Below are 24,173 nucleotides of genomic sequence, written 5' to 3'. Positions count from 1 at the left end.
TAAGCAGAAGTCATAGTAGCCAAATGCCGATCCCAAGTTTGTACCATACGGTTTTTAAATCGGATTGACTGATTTTATGTGCAATTAAAGATGTTTTTCCATACCCGGCTCCCGCAACAACAAGGGTCAGCTTTTTTGTGGTTATATTCTAAAGAGTTGAAAGCAGGCAAGGCCTTGAAAATATTTTCTTAATGCGGGGCACAAGTAACTTGAATTGTAATATTTGGATCCTTATCAATATAAAAAGTAAAGAAGTCCCTCGTTCAGGTTCAAGACGGTTTGTTTTAACTTGAAAATCTGCGGTTTGTCCGTCAGCATATGCTATATAGATAAAGGATTTTTTGAATGAATTTAATTTAGAATGTTCTCATATAAAATGCCAATGATATTAATGCGACGACCTTAATGAAGTTTTGGAAATTTCTCTGCCAGAGATAAAAGCAGGTAAGGTGTTTAAATGCATAAGTATTAAAAGTGATTAGACAAAAATAATTTCCCTGAGGACTAATGGCTTTTATTGAAGCTGTTGGAATGACAATATCATCCAGAATTATTAACCAACAAGGAGGTTATTATGGATAACTATGCACTATGTTGGCCTTGATATCCACAAAAAAATCATCGCTTTTTGTATTAAAACTCTTAGTGGCACGATAGTTGATCAGTGAACTATCCCTGCAACAAAAAGATCTTTGACAAAATGGATGAAAGCTCTTGATATCCCCTGGACTGGACCGTGGCAATGGAAGCAACTCTTTTTAAAGGATGGATATACGATTTTATTAAGCCGCATGCTTTTAAAATCTGTGTAGCACATTCTGAAATGCTAAAAGACATAACTGCAGCCAAAAAGAAAAATGACAAGGCAGGCGCAGAAAAAATTGCAGATCTTCTTCGGGTCAACATGATTTCTGAATGTTTTTATTTGAAACTCTCGTTAAAAAACGAGCCTCAAAGTTTCAATATTTGTTGTGGCTGAACAAGGTGAATAACCAAATCAGCCGTGGCTGTGATAATAAACTCTGGGCAGTTCTAAGCCCAGGTTTTCAATATTTGTTGCCGCACTGGGCACGAGACGTGTTTTGTTCTCTTTATATTACTGAAGTCCTGATATTACTGAAGTCCTGCGGCCACCAAGGGATATGGTGACCATAAAAAACGTATAAGGCATATCAGAATGATAATCCATTTTTCAAAAAAAAATTTTGAACATGGGAGATAACGCCCATCCCGTTATGGTCCAGTCCCGGAACAATCTCAAAGGCCGGGTGAAGCCCAAACCTTTCAAAACTTTGGGCAAGCCTCCTGAGCCGGTCTATCCTTGTTTTCCCGGCATCATTCGCCCCTTCAACCCAGGTGGGCCAGTCCGGCTTAAACGTAATTTCCCAGGTATCCGTATCCTGCTCCCCCACGATCATGTGAACGGCAACCCGGCGCATTGCAGACAGGTCGGGGTTCCAGCCAAATTTTTCCTTAAAATCACCGCCGCCCACCCACCAGGGCCGGTCATCGTCCAGCAGGGTAACGTTGCCCGGGGCACCTATGGATACAGCTTTCAGGTGTTGGGGATGAAGATAAAAAAACCGGTGCACAAACTGCCCTCCCCCGGAAAATCCCTGCAGATAGAATTTATCCCAGACCATGCCTATGTTTTCCCCGGCCTCCTGGACCATGGAAAGTAAAATATGGTCATAGCGAATATCCTTGTAAAGGATACGCTTGTAATTATGCAGATCCCCTGGATCGATGATGCCGGCAGGGAAAAGGGGCAGAAGAACCACGGAACCTGTCTTCTCGGCAAAATCAGCATAGGCATTCCGGTATTCACAGACCGTCCGGCCTGTACCATGTACAATGACCACCAGGGGAACATGGCTGCTTTGGTCAAACTGTTCGGGAACATAAAGGCAGTATGAAAACCGCTGATCTTCCCGGCAGGCGAAAAACGGTGTATGTCCTCTCTGATATATTGTTAGTGATTTTTCCATATCCTTTTCCTTACGTGTTTTTCAACATTTCAACAATTTTTGGAGCATCATGGCAAAAAGAACGGCTCTGGGGACCATCTGATCGATGACAACATGCTCGTCAAGGGAGTGACCGACACCACCTACGGACCCAAGTCCGTCCAGGGTTGCGATACCGGCGGCACTGGTAAAGCAGCCGTCACTGCCCCCGTTCACAGCCCCTGCGTTTAATTCAAATCCCATTTCCAGCGCCAGTCCCCGGGCCATTTCATATAAAAGGCGGTTTTTTGGATTACGGGTCATCGAAGGGCGTAGTTCTTCAATGGCAAAATTAATACCGGCCCCTTCAAGTACAGGACTTATAGTTTCGACCCTGGCTTTAAATGCCTTTTGATCATTTCTTGTCCAATACCTTACGTCCACCTGTGCCGATGCATGATCCGGAACAGATGCACACAGGCCTCCTCCATTAACATGGTTTACGTTGACCGATAACTGGGTTTTGGGATCGCTCAGGGATTGCAAAAAAAGAATGTGATGGGCAATTTCTTCAATGGCACTGACCCCCTCGTTAAAAACATTGCCGGCATGGGCCGGCTGTCCCTGGACTGTAAGATTCAGCCTCATGGTCCCTTTGCGCTCTGTTTTTAAGGAACCCGAGGGTGTTGCGGGCTCGAGGACCAGGACCGCTTCACTTTTAGCAGCTTCTTTCAAGATAACATCCCGGGAGCCCCAGCTACCGGTTTCCTCATCTCCGTTCAATAAAAACACGACCCGGCCATGGGGCCGCCACCGGGCCTGAATCAGGGCTTTTAAAGCCCAGAATCCCTGGACCAGGCCGCCTTTCATGTCATTGACCCCGGGGCCGTATGCCCGTCCGTCTTTAATGCAAAAAGGCCTTTTCAAAGTTTCTCCAATGGGCCAGACCGTGTCCATATGCCCCAAAACCAGTACCTGCCGTTTCCCACTGCCAAAACTGATTTTGACCATATCGCCATGGGATTCAAGGGGCAGGGTCTCTGCATGGGTGCCCAGTTGTAAAAAACAATTTTTCAGATACTGACCAACAAGGTCAACCTTTGCTTTTTCCGGTGAAAAAGACTCCATCATTACGAGATGTTCCAACATCTGAACCATGTCATCACGGTGGCGGCCCAGATACGTATTCAGCATAGAAATCATAGATTCAAACTCTTTAATCAATGTTCAAGGCAAGCCGTTTTTTTCGATTTCCCGGCCAATGAATACAGATGGCAGCAAACCATTCCATTGCTGTCGTTCAAAGGTTCAGGCGGTGTGGTACGGCAAACAGGCCGGGCTTCCGGACACCGGGGGTGAAACCGGCAGCCGGAAGGGGGTGAAAGGGGATTGGGAAACTGCCCTGCAAGTCGGCTTTTGGGAACGCCGTTCCCCGGACTTGGGGAAAACACGGAGTTGATCAACGCACGGGTATAGGGGTGACGCGGATTGCTGAACAATGCCCGGGTGTCGGCCTGTTCTACGATCTGCCCCAGATACATTACGGCAACCCGGGAGGCAATATACCGGACCACAGAAAGGTTGTGACTGATAAAAAGATAGGTCAGCTGACGATCTTCCCTGAGTTTGATCAGCAGGTTAAGGATTTGGGACTGAACCGATACATCCAAAGCGGAAGTGGGTTCATCACAGACCACCAGTTCAGGCTGCATGATAAGGGCCCGGGCGATTGCCACGCGCTGGCGCTGGCCTCCCGACATCTGGCTTGCGTACCAGTTGTATGCCTGACCGGGCAGACCGACTTCATCCAACATTTTAAGGGTTTGTCGACGGCTTTGCCCGGGGCTAATAATCCCGTGAATTTTAGGAAAAAGAGATACAATACTGCCCATGGTTCTTCTAGGATTCAAAGAGGCGTAGGGGTCCTGGAACACGGGCTGGACCCGCCGGGCCATGGCAGCAGACGAGTAGCTCTTCACAGAATGGCCGTCAATTAAAATGTCACCAGAAGTCGGGGACAGCAACCCCAGTACCATCATGGCAAGGGTACTTTTTCCGCAGCCGGATTCGCCCACAAGGCCTAAAGTTTCGCCCCTTTCAATGGAAAGATTAACACCGTCAACGGCTTTGACAGACATTTTTTTCTTAAACAGCCCCTGGCTGACAAGGAATTCTTTTTGGACATTTTCAATATCAACAAGGGGCTCTGATGGCCTGGAATCCCTGTTTTCCGGCAAAGGGTGGCCTACTTCCTTAAATGACTTTGCCGGGTTTCGAACCGGTAGAGTCAGGATACACCGGTACTGGTGCCTGCCATCTTTGGAGGTCATATCAATTTCCTGCCGGCAGGCGGTATGGGCAAAGGAGCATCGGTTAAAAAAAAGGCAGCCCGTCAGGGTCTCAAACAATTTGGGAACCCTGCCCGGAATAACCCCGAGTTTGCCCCCCCTGTTTGAAGCGTCTGGAATGCATCCCAGAAGCCCTTGGGTATACGGGTGGACAGGATGGTTAAAAATCGAATCAACCGTTCCGGATTCCACCACCTGTCCGGCATACATCACAGCAACCCGGTCAGCCATCTGGGCAACCACCCCAAGATCATGGGTAATTAAAATCAACCCCAGTCCATACTCCTGCTGAAGATCCTGAAGAAGGGTAAGAATTTCAGCCTGGATGGTGACGTCCAGGGCCGTGGTCGGTTCGTCGGCAATGATCAGACGGGGACTGCACATGAGTGCCATTGCAATCATGACCCGCTGGCGAAGCCCCCCTGAAAGCTGATGGGGATATTGCCCCAAACGCTTTTGAGCCGCAGATATCCCCACCCGGTTCAGCAAATAAACCGCCCGGTCAGTGGCCTGTTTAACAGAACTGTTGCAGTGACGGCGGTGGACTTCAACGAGCTGGTTCCCCACGGTGTAAGCCGGGTTGAGTGCTGTCATGGGTTCCTGGAAAATCATGGCCATCCGGTTACCCCGAACCTTTTCCATGTCCCGACCCGAACAGGTGTGCAGGGGCTTGCCGTCAAACTGGATGGAAGTGACACTCCGGGAGGCGGTATCCGGCAAAAGATCCATCACGGCCAGACTGGTTAACGATTTTCCGCAGCCCGATTCGCCCACAAGGCAAAGGGTCTGCCCGGGATCTACACCAAAAGACACCCCCCTGACCGGTTCCAGCATGCCGGCAGCCGTTGGAATTCGGACTTTCAGGTCTTTGACTTCAAGTAAGGTATTCATAGTGTGCATTATTGTCTGGCCTCTGGTGCTGTAACATCCCGAATTCCGTCTCCAAGAAGATTAACGGCAAGGATCAGCAGAAAAAGGAACGCCCCGGGTATGCCCACAAGCCAGGGTTTGAAGAAAATATAATTTTTGCCTTCAGCAATCATCAGGCCCCATGAGGGCAGAGGGGGTTGCACGCCCAGGCCCAGAAAAGAAAGGGCAGCTTCAAAAAGGATGGCATGGGCAATTTCAAGGGATGCCACCACAAGAAGCTGGTTCATGATATTGGGCAGGATTTCGGTAATAACGATTCTGGGTGCTGAACACCCTCCGGCCTTTGCAGCTTTTACGTAATCCATACTTCGAATCTGCATGGCCGCACTTCTGGCCACAACGGCAAACCGGTCCCATAAAATAAACCCCAGGACCATCACGATGACTTTAATTGATCCGCCCACCAACGCGACCACGGCAAGGGCAACCAGTATTGACGGCAGACCCAACCGGACGGTCATCAGATAGTTAATGACCATATCGGTTTTACCGCCGAAAAAACCGCCGGTAACCCCTAAAAAAGTCCCGATGGTCCCGGCGATCAATGCCACCAGAAACCCCACGGCAAGGGAGATACGGGCACCGTACAAAAGACGGCTCAAATAATCCCGGCCAAGATGGTCGGTGCCCAGCAGATGGTCACAAGTTCCCTTCTCATGCCATACCGGCGGCGTAAACCGCTGGACAATATTCTGCTGGTAAGGATCTTCACTGGTGAGCAACGGGGCGGCCAGGGCGGCCATAATTACAATCAATAAAATTATCCCGCCGATCATGACCCCTTTGTGGCCGAATATGCGCTGTCTTAAAATTTGTCCGGGAGAAGGCCCGGCAACTTCCCATGTTCCTTCTATCTGAAGATCATTCATATTCAGGACACCCTTATCCTCGGATCCAGCCATGCATTCAACACATCGGAAATAAAAGTCGTAAGCACAAAAAATAAAGAAAAGAGCAGCACGATAACCTGCATGGTGGGAAGATCCGTCCTTGCAATGGATTCGTAGGCCAGATACCCTAAGCCCTGAAGAGAAAAAACCGTCTCCGTAACCACCGATCCTGCCAGCAGAAAACCAAATTGAACTGCCGCCACGCTGACGACCGGTATAACAGCGTTTCGAAGCGCATGTTTGTATAGAACGGTTGTTGACTTAAGACCTTTAGCCCGGGCTGTACGAATGTAGTCTGAGCTGAGTACGTCCAGCATCCCGGTACGGGTAAGTCTCATAATCGCAGGCATTCCATTGGTCCCCATGACAATTGTGGGAAGAACAAATCCCTGCCATGACTCCACCCCCGACGAGGGCAGAATGGGCCACATCACTGCGAACACCACAATGAGCATCAGGCCGAACCAGAAATTGGGCAGGGCCTGGGCGCTCACCGCAACGGTGAGGGATATCCTGTCGATCCAGCTGTTGGGATGCAGGGCCGCCAGGACCCCCAGGGGAATAGCGGCGATGATTGCAAACCCCATGGAGCAGAGGCTTAAGGTAAAGGTTACGGGAATCCGGTGGGAGATCAGATCCACCACCGGAAGATCCCAGTAATAGCTATGTCCCAGATCGCCTTTCAGGGCCTTGAAAAGCCAGTCCCTGTACTGCTCCCAGATGGGCCGGTCGAATCCGTAGGACTCACGGATGGCTTGAATATCGGCAGCAGTCGCCTGTTCTCCGGCCAGAGATACGGCGGGATCAGACGACTGGTAGAGAATGCCGAAGGTCAACATGGATACGGTCAGCGCCACAACAAAAGCAAGGGCGCCCCTTTTGATAATATAACTAAGCATAAAGCCTGTTCTTTGCCTTGATATCGGTTATTGCCAGGTGGCCCTGAAAATTCGGGGCAGTCCATCCGCGGCTCCCGGAAAGTTCAGATCTTTGGTAAATACATAGTTCATATTATAGGTAAACATGGGTACCCAGTAGGCTTTTTCAGCGATGATTTTAAGGGCTTTATGATAAGCATCCTGTCTTTCGTCGGGATACACAGAGGCCTGTCCCAGTGCCATCAGGCGGCTTACTTCGTTGTCACGGTACAGATCATCCGCATCCTGGTTAAAAAAGATCGGGGTAAACGCTGAGATATCGGCCAGGGAAGAGGAGCCCCATGTGGTAAAGCCAAAGGGGATTTCGCCTTTTTGCCAGCCGCTTCTGATGGCACCCCACTTGACAAAGCGGAAATCCACTTCAATACCAACGGCCTTCAGATTACCAATGACGGCTTCTGCCACAGGCCGTTGACGATAGGCATAGAAAAGGGTCTTAAACCCGTTAGGATAACCGGCTTCCTTTAAAAGCGTCCGGGCCTTTTCAGGGTCGTAGGGATATTTTTTAACCTGGTCTGTACAGCCGAACTGAACAGGGTTACACCCGGCGTGGATCACCTGGGAGGCACCCTGCATGATATTATTCGCTATAACGGGTTTATTGATGGCATGGGCAACCGCCTGACGGACTTTTAATTTTTTAAACGGCGTATCCCCGGTACGTCCGGCAGCGTCCATAAACAGGTAACCGATCCGCATTGACGGCGTTGACAAAAAGGTGAGTCCTGGACTTTGTCCAAGTTCCATTGCCTGGTCAGTGGGGATCTGGAACGCCCAGTCCAGACGGCCGTTCATCAGTTCGGCCACCTGGGTGCTCAATTCTGGAACGGTTTTTAATATGATTTTTCCAATGGTTGGCTGCCCCTTTGGGCTGCCGATGTAGTAATTGTCGTTTTTTACCATGGTAATGCTTTTACCGGTCTGGATCCCTGTGATTTTATAAGGACCTGTACCGTTTGGATTAATCATCTGGGCCCGGCTGCCCACCTTTTTTCCATCTTTGCCGATCACATCGTAACAACCTGCCTTATAAATGGCCACAGGTCCCCCAAGGTATTGTAAAAGGGGAGGGAACGATTTTTTTAAATAAATTCTAACCTTATACGGATCAAGGGTTTCTACCCGGTCAATATAATTGGCATATCGTTTGGCTTTTACTTTGTTTTCAGGGGTGGAAATATAGTTTAAGGTATAGGCCACATCATCTGCATTAAAGTCGCTTCCGTCATGGAACTTTACGCCTTTGCGAAGGTCAAAATCCACGGTCAGATTGTCCTTGTATGTATACCCGGTGGCCAGTGCATATTCGATTTCAAAGGTATCCGGGTTGACATAAAGCAGGCTGTCGTAAACCATCCGCTGAACCAGCATCGACGGCCTGGCCGTATCAAAATATTTATCCACGTTGTGAATTTCCTGAGTAATCCCGCAAACCAGGGTATCGTTGGCCCGGTTGGCAAGGGCCTGGGATGTGAGAGCCAGAGCAAAAATCAACAGAACAACTCCCAGACAAATTTGGTGCTTTTTCATCTATTTTTCCTCCTTATAATGGTATATGACGGCCACATAATGGTATATGACGGTCACGGTCCGCTTTGGTTTTTTCAAAGCATCGGTCCAGAACAAAAACTGCATATCTTTTCATCATTTTAACGGGACATTTCATAATACAGAACATGGGATGCAAGGTCCGTCACCCGGGATAACAAACTTCCACACCGTCTCAAGACTCAACTCCTGCTCCGGGCATATCGAGAAGCTGAGATAATTCTTCACCCTTCTGTTTGAGATAATCCACCCATTGCCGGTAACCACCATCAGCAAACCGGGTGGTTGTGCTGATGAGCGTAAGTGCGGCACACAGCTGACTGTTTTTATCAAAAATGGGAACCGCAATGGCGCTGGATTCAGAGATACGTTCTCCGGCACTGAATGCAAAGCCCGCCTCCCTGACTGTGGCAAGTTCTTTTTTGAGCTTATCTGGATCTGTGATTGTCTGGTCGGTTAATTTTTGTAAAATATGGTTGGTTAATATTGAATCCAGAAGTTCCGGATCTCCAAAGGCCAGCAGAACTTTTCCGCCGGCACCTGCAAACAGAGGCATCCTCAACCCTCGTAAATCCATGGAATAGCGTACGGGAAAGGTCCCTTCTTCATAAGCTACGCAACACCGTTCAAACCCCATGACAACATTAATTGACGTGGCTTCTCCGGTATGACGGACAATCTGCTGAAGGATTGGGCGGCTGATGGCCGCTAGGGGATGGCGCCGTTCCAATACCTGGCTGATATGGTAAAACTTAAATCCAAGGGAATACTCTCCGGTCTCTTTGCTCCGGTAAAGATACCCTGCTGTTTCAAGCGTGCCGCATAATCTTAATATGCCGCTTTTGGGGAATCCGGTAATTTTACACAAATTGTTAAGGGACAACCGGGTATTGGATTCAAAAACCTCAATAATAGCCAGGGCCTTTAACACAGACTTTATATGCCGATCGGTTTCCTTGGGCTGCAATGGCTTCTCCTGTTTATAGAATATTTATTCTACATAATAGAATTTTTTTCTATTTATTAAATCTATGCGCCCCTGTCAAGGGGTTTTTGAGGCACTCCCATCTACCAGGATATTTCACGATTTTTTTATCTCCGATACAAGGTATCAGGGCCGGTCTGAAACTGCACATCCGTAACCGGCGTAAAACGGCACAAGTTTCTTCCTTTAACCTTTTCTTCAGCTTTCTTTGCTTTTCCCCAATATTTTCTTTCCATAAGAATCTGGTTCGTCCATAGTCGATCTCTCTTGGAGGTCATCTGTGGATGAAAAGAATCAAAAAGAAAAAGTACCGCCACCGGACCGAATCGGGGAGCAATAAAATAGCCTGGAAAAAACATTTTCCTGTGTTATGGTTGAAACGCCAATCAGAACTATAACCAAAAGGAATGATGAAGCAACTTTTAGCTACAATATTAAACCCTTATCTAAAATTCCATCCAATTCCGGATGGTAGTGGATATGGTTATTTCAGCCACATTGGGATATTTGAGAATCCGTTATAATCAGAGCATATGATCGGGGACCAACAAAAATGCATCTTCTTAAAACTAAATTTCATATTCCAGGATTGAACAATGCAAGCTTGGTTTATCGGGAACGAATATGTCGCCTCATGGATGAAAACGCTTCTATTTTTATCCTTTCGGCACCGGCGGGCTTTGGTAAAACCACCTTGTTGAGCCAGTGGGCAAGGCGTTGTAAAACCCAGGTGGCATGGATTTCCCTTGAAAAGACGGAAGATATCCCTGTGGTTTTCTGGCGCTATTTCATAACCGCCGTTTCTTCTGTTTTAACAAAATGCGATACGTTTTCCCTGGAACAGATTAAGTCATACAATGGTGCCGCCATTGAAAATATTCTTATTACTTTGATCAATGAAGTTATCGAAGATGGTACTGAATTTGCTCTTGTTTTAGATGACTATCATGTGATTTCCCATGGAATAATACATGGGGGGATGGAGTTTTTAATGGATCACCTTCCCTGCAATATGCGGATCATAATTGCAGGCAGGGAGGAGCCCGGAATATCACTTTCAAAATATCGTCTGTGGGGAAAATTGATTGAAATTCGGGCCATGGAATTTCGCTTTAACACCTTTGAGACAGAGGCACTGCTAAATGGGGTTCATGGTTTTAACTTGAACAAAAATGCGATTTTTTCCATCAGGGATAAAACCGAAGGGTGGATTGCAGGGCTTGCCCTTGCTGTTGTTTCCATGAAAGAGCAGACGGACCGGCTGGCATTTATTGATGCCTTCACCGGCAGTCACAGATATATAATTGATTATCTTGCCGAAGAGGTGTTGTCCGGTCTTGGACAGGAGATCAGAGACTTTATGATAAGGATTGCCATTTTGGAACGATTTTGTCCGGCCCTGTGTCGGGATGTGACACAAAATCTCCAAACCCATTCTATTTTAATGGACATGGAACAGCGTAATCTTTTTATGGTGCCGCTGGATGACCGGAGGGAGTGGTTCCGCTACCATCATCTTTTCAGGGAATTTTTACTTAAAAGACAGGTGGAGCTGTCCCCCGGGGAGGTAAAGGAGCTTCATTTTAAGGCATTTGTCTGGCTGAAAGACAAGGGATATGCCACTGAAGCCTTTGACCATGGATTGCAGGGTGAAAATTACAGGGCAGCAGCAACACTTTTGGCAGAAAATGCACCGGAATTATTCCGGGAATATGGTGGGTATATGCTCAAGCAATCCATTGATCGTCTGCCCCGAAGAATTGTCCATGAAAATGCGGTACTATGCTGTTATGCGGTGTGGCTCAATGTTCTTGCCGGTGATTTTAAAAGCGTTGGCCTACTTTGTCAGGAACGTTTCAAGAGCGATAAAGGGGTGGCAGGCTTTATCTCTCTCATAAAAAGTTATCGCTATTTTTATCAGACCGGGGAATTTAAAAAAAGTATAAAGGAGGTGAAATGTTGTCTTCAGCTTTTGCCGGAAAAGGATTCTCTGGTTCGTGAGATGGCCCAGCTGGTGCTGGTGCTTGCCCTGCGGTATAGCGGCGACATCGAATCGGCCCATGGCTACCTTAAAAAAATGCCCATGGATGCTGATACGCCTGTATTGCGGGCCATTAGCTATGCCGATGTGCTTATTACCATGGGGGATCTTTCCAAGGCTCTGACGTTCATAGAAAAAAACATAGAAAATGGAATCCTCCGTTACGGGAATGATCTTGTTCCAGAATATGGCTTTCTTTATATCCTTAAAGGGGGAATCCTCCGGGAGAGGGATGATATTAAAGGGGCCTTGAAAGCCTGCCGCAGGGGATTGTTCCTTGCCAGAAACAATGAATATGCTGAAATTATTTTTCTGGGTAACCTGGAATATGCAAGAATCCTTGCGGCGGATAAAAATTATGAAGCCTCTGAAAAGGCAATGGCGGTTTCCATTGAGGCGGCCAGGGCAAGCTCCACATGGGGTGCGTTTATGTCCATGGCCCATTGGGTCAGAATTGAAATCTCCCGGGGGAACATGGCTGGGGCAAAGAGCCTGCTTAAAGAGATGGGGGATTTTTCACAGACAGATATTCCCTATTACAGACAGTGTGAATATCTCAGTTTTTGTCGGTATTGTCTTTATAATAAAAAAACGTCACAGGTGCATGAAATTACATCAGCCATGATTCAAGAGGATCTTGTTGTTAAGCGGAATGGGCGGCTTCTTGAATGTTATCTTCTCAAGGCCATTGCATATTTTGTGGATCAGGATATGGAAAAAGCCCTTGAAATTCTTAAAAAAGCATTTGATATTTCTGAAAAAGAAAAGCAGGTTCGAGTCTATATGGATGAGGGGGCTCCTGTCCAGTTTTTGTTTAAAGAGGCATTAAAAAAAGATCTTTTACCCGATTATTTAATCGCCTGTGTTGATGAATCATCTCCCAAGCAGTCTCAAACAAGAGGGGTAATAATCAATGAATTTATAGAAAATTTTAATGAACGTGAAATTGAGATTCTCAAACTGATGAAAAAGGGCAGCTCAAACAAGATCATCGCCGACACCCTTTTTCTTTCTGTGAATACCGTTCGATGGTATGCCAGTCGCATTTTTGCAAAATTAAATGTGAAAAGACGGGGAGAAGCCGTGGCAGTGGCTGAAACCTATGATTTGCTTTGATAGTGCTCTTAATTCGCCAGTCATAAGTTTTTTGATTTGCCACTATATAATGTGGTCCTTGAATTTTTCAAACGGCACAGCCAGTATGAAGAATGAGCACTTACGATTCATGAGCTCTTAACTAACAATGACAAAAGATGTAACCGGCCGGCCCATCATATTCCGGGATAGTTGCAATTATGATAAACTTCTCACCGCATCCATACATCATTCTTCCCAACACACCTTAGCCCTTTCCCTGAAAAAGTGCCCTTATTTCCATCCTTTTGGATGGTGATTTTTGTCCGTGCTTTCATTATACCATCATGGTGATGGTGTTAGCGGGGTTTTGCAGGCGTTTTATCCCCTCTCAACGGGTGGGTGATGGCCCTGTTCTCGCAAAATCGGCATAAAAAACTTGAACATTGAGTGATTAAAATGCCGTCTTGTTGGAAATTGTTTAATTTCATTTGAATACGATGAACATGGGAGAAAAAATGAAAGATGCTGTTAAGGGGCTGAACAACTATTTTGAGCGTTTGCCGGAGATGCTCAGGCAACGTAAAATTTTTGTGTTGGGGGTATTGCTGGCGATAACTGTGCTGTTGGGCGGGGGGCTGGGAGGAATTGTCATGGACAATTCCCTGGACTCTTTTTTTAAAAACGATGATCCTGTGAAAAAGGAATATGACAGCTTTAAGGCGGTTTTCGGAGGGGATGAATACATATACATTGTTTACCGTGCCAGGGACGGGGATATTTTTTCAAAAAAATCCATCCAGGCCCTGAAGGGGCTTTATGACGATATTTCCCAGTATCGATTGGGATTACCTGCCTTGGAAAAATCGCCCCTGGATCATATAGTTGAAATTAAATCCTTGATTAATATCAAATTTCTTGAAGCATCAAAAGATACCCTCTACTCAAGAAGTCTCATCGGTGATAATTTGCCGAAAAACAAACATGAAAGGGAAATTCTTCGGGAAAAAGCCCTGAATCATCCGGATTATCCTCATCTTTTTTTGTCAAAGGATTCACGTTACGGAGGAATGCTTTTACGAACCGATTTTAACAGTGAAGTTGTGACCTTGGATGATGGGGTTGCCGGGAGCGCTGAAACCTTTGACGATGAGGATGAGTTTGATGAAACCTGGGAGGATTCTGTGTTCAGCGGGGCTTCCGCTGATTTGGTGTTTAAGAAAACAGATATGAGTGAATATCCCCTTTTGTTATCTGCTCTTAGATCACTTATGAGTAAAAAGGAATATCGTGATGCCCTGGACTTTCATCCCGTTGGCAAGCCGGTGATGATGGATTTTTTCGCCAAGGTTGTATTTGAAGACATGGGTAAAATCATGGGCCTTGTACTGCTCATCATCGTTGCCATGCTATGGCTTTTATTCAGGTCCTTTTGTGCTGTGGTGTGGCCGGTGGTTTTGATTGTTACCACTGTGGTCTGGGTGATGGGGATCATCGGTTGGAGCAAGGTTCCCATGTCCATTATGTTCCAGATTATCATTTTTATGATTTTATCCGTTGGTGTGGCCGATGCCGTGCATATTTTGTCGGGGTATCTTTTTTTCAGACAGGGCAATTTTGACCATGAAAACGCCTTAAAAGCTGTGATGAAAAAATCGGGTCTGGCCTGCTTTTTAACAAGCACCACAACGGCGGTGGGGCTTTTATCCCTTTCCCTTGTGCCCATTAAACCCATTGCTGTGTTTGGGATTTTTACCGCTCTGGGGGTTTTGACAGCGTTTTTCCTCACCTTGGTGTTGATGCCGCTCATGCTTGATCTGTGGCATCCAGCTCCCCGGGTTGGTGTAAAAAAGCAGCATTTTATACAGCGCATGATTCAAAAGCTTGAAAACACAGGTCTTGTGGCTCCCGGTAAAGTAATCATGGTATTTACAGGATTGGGGATATTTTTTTTCATGGGGCTTATGACCCTTCGCATAGATTCCGATGAAGTTGAAGTATTGAAAAAAGGGCTGCCCCTTAGGGCCTCCTTTGATGTGGTAAATACACACATGGGCGGCACCGGCAACATGGAAATTTCCATTGATCTTAAAAAACCGGATGCCTTGAAGGAACCGGCAATTCTTTATAAAATCCAGGCCCTGCAGGATTATTTAAGGGATGTTGAGGGATCCAAGGTGGTGAAAACCATCTCCCTTGTAAATGTTGTCAAAGATTCATACAAGGCCTTGAACAATGGAGATGAACATTTTTATATGATTCCTGAGGATCCCGGTGTGCTGGCCCAGACCTTATTTCTTTTTGACAATGCAAACCCAAGGGACAGAAGGCGACTGGTGTCCGATGATTACAGCAATGCAAGGATAGGTATACATTCAAAAAATGCAGGATCTGTTGAGTCTTTGTTGTTTAAAGAAAAGGTGCAGCACTACATTGATGACAATTTTAAAGAGATAAGGGCAAAATACCCCGACAGTGAGATAACCCTCACCGGAAACATGATTCTTCTTGCAAAGATGCTGGATTATATTTCGTGGTCCCAGATTAAAAGTTTTGGCCTGACCCTTGTGGTGATTTCGGTGATTTTGTTCATGGTGCTGGGCAATGTAAAAGCCGGGATCATGGCCATTGTTCCCAATGTTTTTCCCATTCTTGCCACCTTTGGTATCATGGGGTTTCTGGGGATACCTTTGGATATGGATACCCTTTTGATTGCTCCTGTCATAATTGGACTTGCCGTTGACGACACCATTCATTTTTTGACCCATTACCGGCTTGAAGTTGATAAATACGGAGATATTAAAAAAGCAGCCGTCAATTCCATCAGGGAGGCCGGTCAGGCGATTTGCTTCACATCACTTATTCTTGCAGCGGGGTTCTCCATGTTTTTTCTCTCATTTCATAAGGGATTGAGTCATTTTGGCATATTTTCGGCCATCGCCATTATAACGGCATTCATTGCCGATATTTATCTGCTTCCGGCCTTGTGCGCTTTTTTTAAGGTGGATTTTAAACCGGGTCCCTTTAAAAAGCGATATCTTTTTTGGGGGAAATACTCCAAAAAAAACTCAATATCCCCTGAAAACTATAAAAACAGAGCTAAAAAAAGACAATTACCTTTAAAAAACAGTATCATCTCACTGGCGGTGATGTCGATTTTACCAATGTCCATGTGCTTTGCCCAGGATGCAAGAAGTATCATGGAAAAGGTGGATAACCGGGACGATGGTACCACCCTCATTGCCCGGGTGCGTCTGACAAGTTATCGATATGTAAAAAAAGGTGGAAAGTACGTACCGGCTGAAAAACCAAGGGTCAAATTAATGGATTTTGTCAGAAAAGATTACGGTCCCAGGGAAAAGGATCATAAAAGTGTATCCACCGTTATCCAGCCTAAAAGTGAGCGGGGCATCAGTTTTTTGCAATACGATTATGAAAAGGTGGGGAGGGATACAGATCAATGGATGTACCTGTCGGCCATAGGTAAGGTTAAACGCATTGTTTCCGGCAACGACAATGAGCCCAAAACCGGCAGTTTTTTTGGCACTGAATTTAACTACGAGGATATGGAATCCTATAATATAGATGATTATACCTACAAAATACTTGGCAGTGAACTCTATGGGAAAAATCAGTGCTGGGTAATCGAGGCAATCCCTGTGATGCGAAAATCCGTAAAAAGTAACTATAGCCGTGAAATTCTATGGATTGACAAAAAAAGGGATTTTATCTTGAAATCCGTTTTGTTTAATCGTAACGGCAAAAAAGCAAAAAAAATTCTTTATGGTAATATTAAAATCATTGACGGTATCCTGGTTCCCATGACAATTATTGTAAACAACGTTGAAACCGGCAGACGAACCATCATGGTTTATGAAAAGATCATACTAAACAGGGCAGTGGATGATGATTATCTAACCCAGAGGAGTTTGACGGACAAGGGATTCAGGGAACAAAAACTAAAAGAATATCAGGAGTCTGGCCGGTGAAATCTCCCTTTTTATCCAGGGTAAAAAGGAAAATTTTTCTTTTTACCTACTGGTCTTTATTGATGATTCATTGGGGTTTGACTTGTTGTGTTTTGGCATCAGATACGCCGGGTAACCTTAATTCTCTGGATTCGATTGAGGCTTCTGAATCCTCAGGGCAATTTGATCGCTTTGAAGATACTGGAGAGCTTGGGGAGTTCGAGGGTTTTGAAACCTTTGACGGGGAAGAGACTTTTCAAGAAGAGATCCCCATTGAAATTGAAAAACCTTTTTATTCAAAGGGTTTAACGCTTACTTTTGCCCATGATTTTTCCTGGGCGGTTCAAGCTCCCGATTCCGGAGTTGTTACCAACAGATCTTCCCTGCGGTGGGAGTTTGACAGATCCTTGGGTGATGGTTTTTTTGTAAAATTTGACGCCGGAACATCCTTGTATCTTCAAAACGATCATGTGGCCGATGCAGACGGGGAATCAGCCGTTGTTGATGGAAAGATAAGAGAATTTTATATCCAGGCCGGATTTGATAAATGGGTGATCCGGGCAGGCAAACAGGTTGTTGTATGGGGGGAAACCGATGGTGATGTAATAAATGATGTGGTTTCCCCAAGGGATTTGTCGGAATTCGTATTTATGGATCTTGAAGATGCCAGGCTTGGTCAATATATGGTCTCCATGGATTATTATTCCAAGCTTGGGGATTTTTTTTGTTTTTTCACGCTTGATCCCGGTTTTAATGACACCCCCCCCAGGGGAGCCCGATATTTCAGAGAGCAGTATTCATCTGTTGTGATGCGGGATGATCCCCGTTTTTTCCAAGGAGAAATAGGGGGTAAATGGAAAAAAATATATGATAAATTTGAAATTTCATTGATGACGGCATCATTGCTTGGCAATGACAGGGTTGTTGTCGGTAACGACAAAGAAGCCTGGCGTGGCGTTTATGGCAGGTACAACTTTTATGGGGTTGGAGCAAGCTATACCACCGGCAGTTTTCTATTTAAGATGGATACCGCATTTAAAAAAGATTTTTTGTTTCAATCCATGGAAAAATCTTTCCAATACAGCGCTGAGCAAGGGAATGTCTGGGACACCGCCTTTGCCATGGAATATGATGCCAATGGACGATATCTGATAAATATTGAACTTACCAATCGTTATATAGTTGATTATACAAGCGAGTTCTACGGTGTGGAAAGAAATAATACAGGTCTTTATTTTCAATATAATAAATCGTTTTTCCATGACACGCTGACAATTGAATATGTGTGTTACAGTGAAGTCGGGACCCAAAACGCTTTTCATAAAATGGGTTTTGATTATGATTTTTCCGACGATATTGAATTTTCAATGGAGTATGTTTTTTTCCAGGCGCCACATGGTGACAGTTTTTTATGGAACCATAGAAATGAAGACAGGATCGGCTTGGAAGTGAGATTTTATTATTGATTTTACTGCATCCATAACGCAAACATCTGCGGCTTGCCCCAAACAACAGCACATAATTTTGATGTTTACCAACCCCGCTCTGGTGGCCAAAGGGGTGACAGTCATCAGCCGGTGCTCTCCAGTACTTGACCCCAAAGAGAATCACAAAATCCGATGAGGTATCGGAAAAATTGTGCAGGGCGTCGGCCACAACGGCCTGACTGTTTCCGAAAACCCCGATGATCAGCTTAACAACAGACAGCAGAATATTTGCCTCGGAACTGCTGGCGCCTTGCAAATTCGGCAACATCAGTACGCGAATCCTGAAGATTTTCTGATTCAATCACTTGGCGTTCTTTCATTCCCTTCCATACTCCTTTCCATATTCCCTTCCATAAAATTTTTTTTATATTCCAGAGCCACTCAGTAACGTAATAATGAAAATTTACGATATAAAGAGACGTACTCTCAAAACTCTCGCACACAACAAAACTGAGCAAATATTTGATATTATATGATTTTAATAAAAAAAATCTCAGCGGCACGCTTGTTGCTATCTACACATAAAAAGTTTTTTATAGCAGCATGACAAATAAGCTGACACAACGGTTTTTTACGAATCGGAGTGCCGTTATCATCTATTCTGGAGGAAAATTGTATGGAGGCTCAAACCAAAAGCCTGAAAAAATCGGTCATCAACCTGTATGGGTTACCCTCGTTCGGATTTCAACTGTTTGTAAGCATGGAAATCTTCTTTTTTGCCGCGTTTTTGACCGACTACGCCAAGATTCCCGTTGCCATGGCCGGGACCGTCCTCATGGTCACCAGCATTTTTGACATTTTCTGGGTGCCGACGGCAGGTGTCATTTTGGAAAAAAGCAACATGCGCTGGGGGAGATACCGTTCCTGGCTTCTCGTCGGCCCCCCCCTGGCAATGCTGTTTTTTATTCTGCAGTTTGCCAAAATCGGCGACCCCACCCTGAATGCCGTTTTGATTTCCGTCGGCTTCATTGTTTCCCATTTGATCTGGAATATTTTTTATGCCGGACACATTGCCATGAACAACTCCATGACCACGGTCAGGGAGGAACGGATCTCCATGGCATCCAGCCGGGGAATGTTCAACGCCATTGGTGCCCTCGTTTTTTCCATAGTGGGTGCCAAGAGCATCAGTCTTCTCGGCGGCGGAGACAAAGCACTGGGCTGCACGCTGACCGTAGTGATCAGCGGTGTCCTGATGATCTTTTGTTACTGGGTTCTCTTTACCCTCACCAAAGCGTATGCCTACCATCCTGATGCCAATGCCCAGGCTGAAGATAAAGACAAGATGAGCATCGGCGAAATGCTTCAACAGATTGTTGTCAATCCGCCGCTGATCGGACTGATGCTGGCAGAGCTGGGACGTTATCTGGGACGCTTCATCATCTTCGGCATGGCGTTTTACTACTTCAAATATGTGGTCAACAACCTGGCCGTGATTGCCATCTTTTTTACCGGCCTCAACGTGGTCAGCTTCTTCGGTGCCATGGCCACGGCCCCCATTGCTAAAAGAATCGGTGAGAAAAACACCTACATCGCCTCCCTCAGCCTTTTCATTACCGGGCTGATGATTGTTTGGTTGATGCCCATGAATCATGTTTCATTCATCGTTGTCATGTTCGTGGCCTATCTGGGGTATGGAATGCCGGACACGCTGGGTGTTGCCATGTATTCTGCCACTGTGGATTACGGAGAGTGGAAAACCGGTAAAAACGCCAGGGGATTTATCATGTCCCTGATCAGCTTTCCCATTAAAAGTGCGGTTTTCATCAGAAGTGTCGTGATCACCAGTGTTCTGGTATCTGCCGGTTATGTTGCCGACATGGCCCCCACCCCTGAATTGATTTCAGGTATCAAAAACGGTATCGCGCTGGTACCCGCCGTTTTCATCGGCGTCGGTCTTATTATCATCCTGTTTCTCTATCGCATCACTCCTGAAAAGCATAAAGAGATGCAAGAAGATATCGCCGCAGGCAGAGTGGGCGGCGCCCCTAAAATGACGGAAAAGGCAAGTTCCAGCAGTCTTTCCGCCTGATAATCGTGCGGGGAAAGTTTTTTCCCCGCAGTTAAATTTTAAATCGAAAAAGGAATAAAAAAAAGATGAATTGTTCGAAATCTCGTTTTGATGTGATGCATTCGCTTGGAAAAAGAATCTTTACCGGTCTGGCAATGACCATGTTGTTGTGCCTTTTTTCAGGCGTGGCATCTGCCGTTGAGTTCGACATAAAAGGCACCAGTGTCAACCTGGGTGGGTATATCAAATTGATGGCGTTGTACGACATTGACGGTAATGTGGACGGCAGTATCCCCAACGGCATGGGAGATGAAATCAATGCCTACGGGGTTCCCCTGGACGGAATGGCCAATGCGGATGAAGACCGTTTCAGCATGACGGCAAGGGAGAGTCGTCTCTTTATAAAAACCAGAACCAACACCGATCTTGGTATCGTTTCCACCCATCTGGAAGGCGATTATAATTCCGATTCCGACTACTCTTCCGATACCTGGTCCAACAGCAGGCAATTCAGATTGCGACATGCCGCCGGCACCTTGACATTTGGTGATAATGCCGTCCTTATTGGCCAGACCTGGACCACATTTATGGATTTTGCCGGTGCGGTCCCTGTGATGGACCTGGCCGGTGATCCCGGACAACCCTTTGTCCGTCAGCCCCAGATCCGGTTTACGCACAATTTCAACAGAGGGCATTTTATCTCCATAGCTGTTGAAAATCCGGATCGCGGCTTTACCCGGGGCGGCACACTGTTCAAAAACATGGAAAGTTCATCCACCGACAAAATGCCGGATATTATCGCAAAATATTTCTGGAGCAATGATCGGTTTCACATTTCCCCGAAATTGCTGGTGAGACGGTTTGAGCTGGATGGACAGAGCACCATGGCGTGGGCAGGTTCTTTGACCGGACATGTCGGCTTCGGTGAGGGGCATCGTTTTACCTTTGGCGTGACCTACGGCGATGGAGTTGGGCGATATGCCGCTCTTGGTCTGAATGCAGGGGCCGGTTTATCTGATGCCGGAAAAATTGAAACCATCGGATTCAAAAGTATCAACACTGGCGTCACGTTTGCGTTGAAGGAAAACTTGTCATGGACACTTGGGTGTGGATATTCAGAGAATGATGAAGACGCCTATAAGGAAGGGGTATTAACCGGATTTGCCAATAAAAATGGGTTTGGATGGCACACCATGTTGTCCTGGAAACCCACCGCCGTTATTGAGTGTGCACTTGGCTTCACCGGCATGGAGCAGGAAGTGATGGACGGACGTGAAGGCGATATGATGAAAGTCGTAAGCTATGTGAAATATAATTTCTAACACGGGAAAACCAGAGTTTGGTCACAGCATGGGCCATGCTGTGACCAAACCCGAAACCTGGAATCAATGCATCGATCTGTTCGGCCGGAATAAATGGAGAGTAAAATGAAAGACCCCAAGGCTTATATCGATCACGAAAAAATGAGTTTGCTTCAAATCATTATTGTCTTTATCACTGTTCTACTCAATGCCATCGACGGATTTGACGTTCTATCCATCAGTTTTGCCGCACCTGGAATCGCCAATGAATGGGGGATAACACCGGCGGCTTTGGGGGTGGTCATGTCCATGGAACTGGTCGGTATGGCCATCGGCTCATTTTTTCTTGGCGGGGTGGCGGACAAATACGGCAGACGCCCCACATTGCTGGGCTGTCTGATCGCCATGACAGGGGGAATGTTGATGGTTCCCACAGTCTCCACTGCAGTACAATTGTCAATCTGGCGTGTCCTCATCGGATTGGGTATCGGTGGCATCCTGGCCTGCATCAATGCCGTGGTCGCAGAGTTTTCCAGCATAAAAAGACGTGGAATGTGCATCTCCATTATGGTGATCGGTTATCCCCTGGGCGGCACCTTCGGCGGCATGGCGGCCTCCCATTTGCTCCAGACCCACGATTGGCGAAGCATCTTTTATCTGGGGGCAGGCCTGACCGGAATACTGATTCCCGCCGTTTATTTTTACTTACCCGAGTCTGTCCACTGGCTCACCCGGAAGCAACCCCAAAACGCTTTAAAAAAGATCAATACGGCCTTGAACAGAATGCACTTCCCGTCGGTCAACAGTTTACCTCAACTTGCCGGTCGTGAAGAAAAGGCATCCCTTTCGAAAATTTTCTCACCCACCATGGCTGGCTTAACGCTAATTTTGACCGTTGCCTATTTTCTACACATCACCACTTTTTACTTTATTTTAAAATGGTCCCCCAAAATCGTTGCGGATATGGGATTTCATCCTTCCCTGGCCGGTCAGGCCCTGGTCTCCATCAGTATCGGGGGCGCCGTCGGCGCTGCCGTCTTCGGATGGTTGACCAATTGGATCGAGCTGAAAAAGCTAACCATCATCATTCTCTTCTGCACATCGATTTTCGTGGCTGTTTTCGGAAGAACCGGTGCCGATTTCGGTCAAATCAAACTACTGGCCGCCCTGGCCGGGTTCTTTGGGAATGCCGGTATCTCAGGACTTTATTCCATTCTGGCTATTTCCTTTCCCACTGAAGTGAGGGCAACGGGAACCGGTTTTGTCATTGGTACCGGCAGGGCAGGTGCCGTGCTTTCCCCCATTATTGCAGGTTTTCTTCTGCAGACCGGCGCAGCGCTCCCCGCTGTGGCCATGACCATGGGTACCGGTGCACTGCTGGCCGGTATGACGCTGTTCTTTTTGAAATTGCAACCCCGGGAAACGTAAGCACCATCCCGGGTTATATATAAAACCGTATGTGTATTCGATTTTTCTATTAACTGCCACGGGCAGACCGTATTCTGACCTCGGTCTGCCCACAACGAAGATTGAAATACACCCTTTTTTGCGGAGTATTTCATATAAACCCACATGTCCTGTCGGACACAACGAAGATAGGGTCGTAGACGCGGAGCCAAATGGCATTATGCCGCCCCTCCCCCGACGGGCAATGGGCCCGGACCGGAACTGTAGACAGTTCGATTGCCCGGTTCCTATTGCCCATCGGGGGAGGGGCTCTGCAGAGGTAGACTTGAAGGCTACCTTTTCATATAAAAGAACATGCAGCCACGAATTGTCACCGACAAAGCCCCCGTCGGGCGGCATAATACCAGTTTTATCATCGGTTGTGTCAGCGGACCGACATGGCCGTTATTCAACAACAAAAAAAGGAAGTCACTTATAATGATTATTATCGGAGAAAAAATTAATGGCGCCATCCCTTCCGTTGCGGAGGCCATTGAGAAAAAAGATGCGGAATTTATTAAAAACCTTGCCGTCACCCAGGCGGATGCGGGTTCCAACTTCATTGATGTCTGTGCGTCAACAGATGTGTCTGTGGAACTGGAAACCATGAAATGGCTCATCGATCAGGTCCAGGAAGTGACGGATACCCCCATTGCAGTGGACAGCCCAAGCGCTGATATCTGTGCGAAATCCATGGCGTTCTGCAAACGACCGGGGCTTGTCAACTCGGTCTCAATGGAAGGGGACAAGATTGATGTAATTTTTCCTGCCATCAGCGATACCCAATGGGAATGCGCGGCACTGCTCTGTGATGATACCGGGATTCCCAAAAACTTTGAAAAGCGAATGGAAGTGTTTGGCGCCATCATGGAGCGGGCCAGAGAGTTCAACATCGACCCCTCCCGTCTGCATATCGACCCATTGGTTGAAATGCTCTGCACCTCCGAAGACGGCATCAACACCATTTTAGATGTCATTAAAGAAATCAAAAAACAATATCCCACCATCCACATCACCGGCGGCGCCAGCAATATTTCATTCAACCTGCCGGTCAGGAAATTTGTGAACCAGGCATTCCTCATCCTTGCCATGGGTGCGGGAATGGACAGCGCCATCATTAACCCGCTGCACAAACACATGATGGGTCTCATCTATGCCACCGAAGCCCTCAAGGGAATGGATGAGTACTGTATGGAGTTTATCAACGGATATAGAGACGGGCTTTTTGGCCCTGTAAAATAAACAAAATATCACCAGAAA

At 46.5% G+C, this 24,173-nt stretch carries 15 protein-coding genes and 1 pseudogene; 8 read left to right on the top strand and 8 right to left on the bottom strand.

Going from position 1 to position 24,173, the window contains the following annotated elements:
* Window positions 1–736 precede the first annotated feature (736 nt).
* Window positions 737–979: a hypothetical protein gene (locus ACYQ2M_RS21055; protein WP_459918358.1), complete on the top strand. Its 243-nt coding sequence runs from the start codon at window positions 737–739 to the stop codon at window positions 977–979.
* Between the two features lie 193 nt (window positions 980–1,172).
* On the opposite strand, the gene ACYQ2M_RS21050 is transcribed toward ACYQ2M_RS21055, so the two are convergent.
* The 7 genes from ACYQ2M_RS21050 to ACYQ2M_RS21020 form a co-directional block, all read right to left on the bottom strand.
* Entirely contained in the window at window positions 1,173–1,988 is an 816-nt protein-coding gene (locus ACYQ2M_RS21050) for an alpha/beta hydrolase family protein (RefSeq protein WP_459918357.1), read from the bottom strand.
* Between the two features lie 21 nt (window positions 1,989–2,009).
* Window positions 2,010–3,140, bottom strand: coding sequence for a M20 family metallopeptidase (locus ACYQ2M_RS21045; protein WP_459918356.1), 1,131 nt, complete (start codon window positions 3,138–3,140; stop codon window positions 2,010–2,012).
* A 26-nt stretch (window positions 3,141–3,166) separates the two neighbouring features.
* Window positions 3,167–5,194, bottom strand: a complete 2,028-nt coding sequence (locus ACYQ2M_RS21040; protein WP_459918355.1) for an ABC transporter ATP-binding protein — start codon at window positions 5,192–5,194, stop codon at window positions 3,167–3,169.
* On the bottom strand, window positions 5,194–6,093 hold the full coding sequence (locus tag ACYQ2M_RS21035; RefSeq protein WP_459918354.1) for an ABC transporter permease: 900 nt from the start codon (window positions 6,091–6,093) through the stop codon (window positions 5,194–5,196). The genes ACYQ2M_RS21040 and ACYQ2M_RS21035 overlap by 1 nt, the downstream gene beginning before the upstream one ends.
* Window positions 6,094–6,095: 2 nt before the next feature.
* Entirely contained in the window at window positions 6,096–7,013 is a 918-nt protein-coding gene (locus tag ACYQ2M_RS21030; RefSeq protein WP_459918353.1) for an ABC transporter permease, read from the bottom strand.
* 27 nt (window positions 7,014–7,040) lie between these two features.
* A complete protein-coding gene (locus ACYQ2M_RS21025; protein ID WP_459918352.1) occupies window positions 7,041–8,582 on the bottom strand; it encodes an ABC transporter substrate-binding protein in 1,542 nt (513 codons plus the stop codon).
* Window positions 8,583–8,775: 193 nt separating this feature from the next.
* Window positions 8,776–9,567, bottom strand: coding sequence for an IclR family transcriptional regulator (locus ACYQ2M_RS21020; protein WP_459918351.1), 792 nt, complete (start codon window positions 9,565–9,567; stop codon window positions 8,776–8,778).
* A gap of 571 nt (window positions 9,568–10,138) precedes the next feature.
* Here ACYQ2M_RS21020 and ACYQ2M_RS21015 point away from each other — a divergent pair.
* The 3 genes from ACYQ2M_RS21015 (at window position 10,139) to ACYQ2M_RS21005 (ending at window position 18,134) form a co-directional block, all read left to right on the top strand.
* Window positions 10,139–12,742: a winged helix-turn-helix domain-containing protein gene (locus tag ACYQ2M_RS21015; protein ID WP_459918350.1), complete on the top strand. Its 2,604-nt coding sequence runs from the start codon at window positions 10,139–10,141 to the stop codon at window positions 12,740–12,742.
* A 476-nt stretch (window positions 12,743–13,218) separates the two neighbouring features.
* Window positions 13,219–16,689 (top strand): efflux RND transporter permease subunit, encoded by a 3,471-nt coding sequence (locus ACYQ2M_RS21010; RefSeq protein ID WP_459918349.1) that lies wholly within the window; start codon window positions 13,219–13,221, stop codon window positions 16,687–16,689.
* Window positions 16,686–18,134 (top strand): DUF1302 family protein, encoded by a 1,449-nt coding sequence (locus ACYQ2M_RS21005; protein WP_459918348.1) that lies wholly within the window; start codon window positions 16,686–16,688, stop codon window positions 18,132–18,134. The genes ACYQ2M_RS21010 and ACYQ2M_RS21005 overlap by 4 nt, the downstream gene beginning before the upstream one ends.
* 91 nt (window positions 18,135–18,225) lie before the next feature.
* Here the strand turns inward: ACYQ2M_RS21005 and ACYQ2M_RS21000 are convergent.
* Window positions 18,226–18,423, bottom strand: a pseudogene (locus ACYQ2M_RS21000) (cation efflux transmembrane domain-containing protein); the annotation flags it as partial.
* 348 nt (window positions 18,424–18,771) lie between these two features.
* Between ACYQ2M_RS21000 and ACYQ2M_RS20995 the strand changes: the two are divergent.
* From ACYQ2M_RS20995 to ACYQ2M_RS20980, 4 genes are all read left to right on the top strand, one after another.
* Window positions 18,772–20,187, top strand: a complete 1,416-nt coding sequence (locus tag ACYQ2M_RS20995) for an MFS transporter (protein WP_459918347.1) — start codon at window positions 18,772–18,774, stop codon at window positions 20,185–20,187.
* A 65-nt stretch (window positions 20,188–20,252) separates the two neighbouring features.
* Complete coding sequence (locus ACYQ2M_RS20990) at window positions 20,253–21,488, top strand: DcaP family trimeric outer membrane transporter (protein ID WP_459918346.1); 1,236 nt, start codon at window positions 20,253–20,255, stop codon at window positions 21,486–21,488.
* 105 nt (window positions 21,489–21,593) lie between these two features.
* Complete coding sequence (locus ACYQ2M_RS20985; RefSeq protein ID WP_459918345.1) at window positions 21,594–22,895, top strand: MFS transporter; 1,302 nt, start codon at window positions 21,594–21,596, stop codon at window positions 22,893–22,895.
* Between the two features lie 456 nt (window positions 22,896–23,351).
* Window positions 23,352–24,155: a methyltetrahydrofolate cobalamin methyltransferase gene (locus ACYQ2M_RS20980; RefSeq protein ID WP_459918344.1), complete on the top strand. Its 804-nt coding sequence runs from the start codon at window positions 23,352–23,354 to the stop codon at window positions 24,153–24,155.
* Window positions 24,156–24,173 lie beyond the last annotated feature (18 nt).

Source organism: Desulfocicer niacini, assembly GCF_054657595.1.
This window is presented reverse-complemented; position numbering and strand designations above follow the sequence as displayed.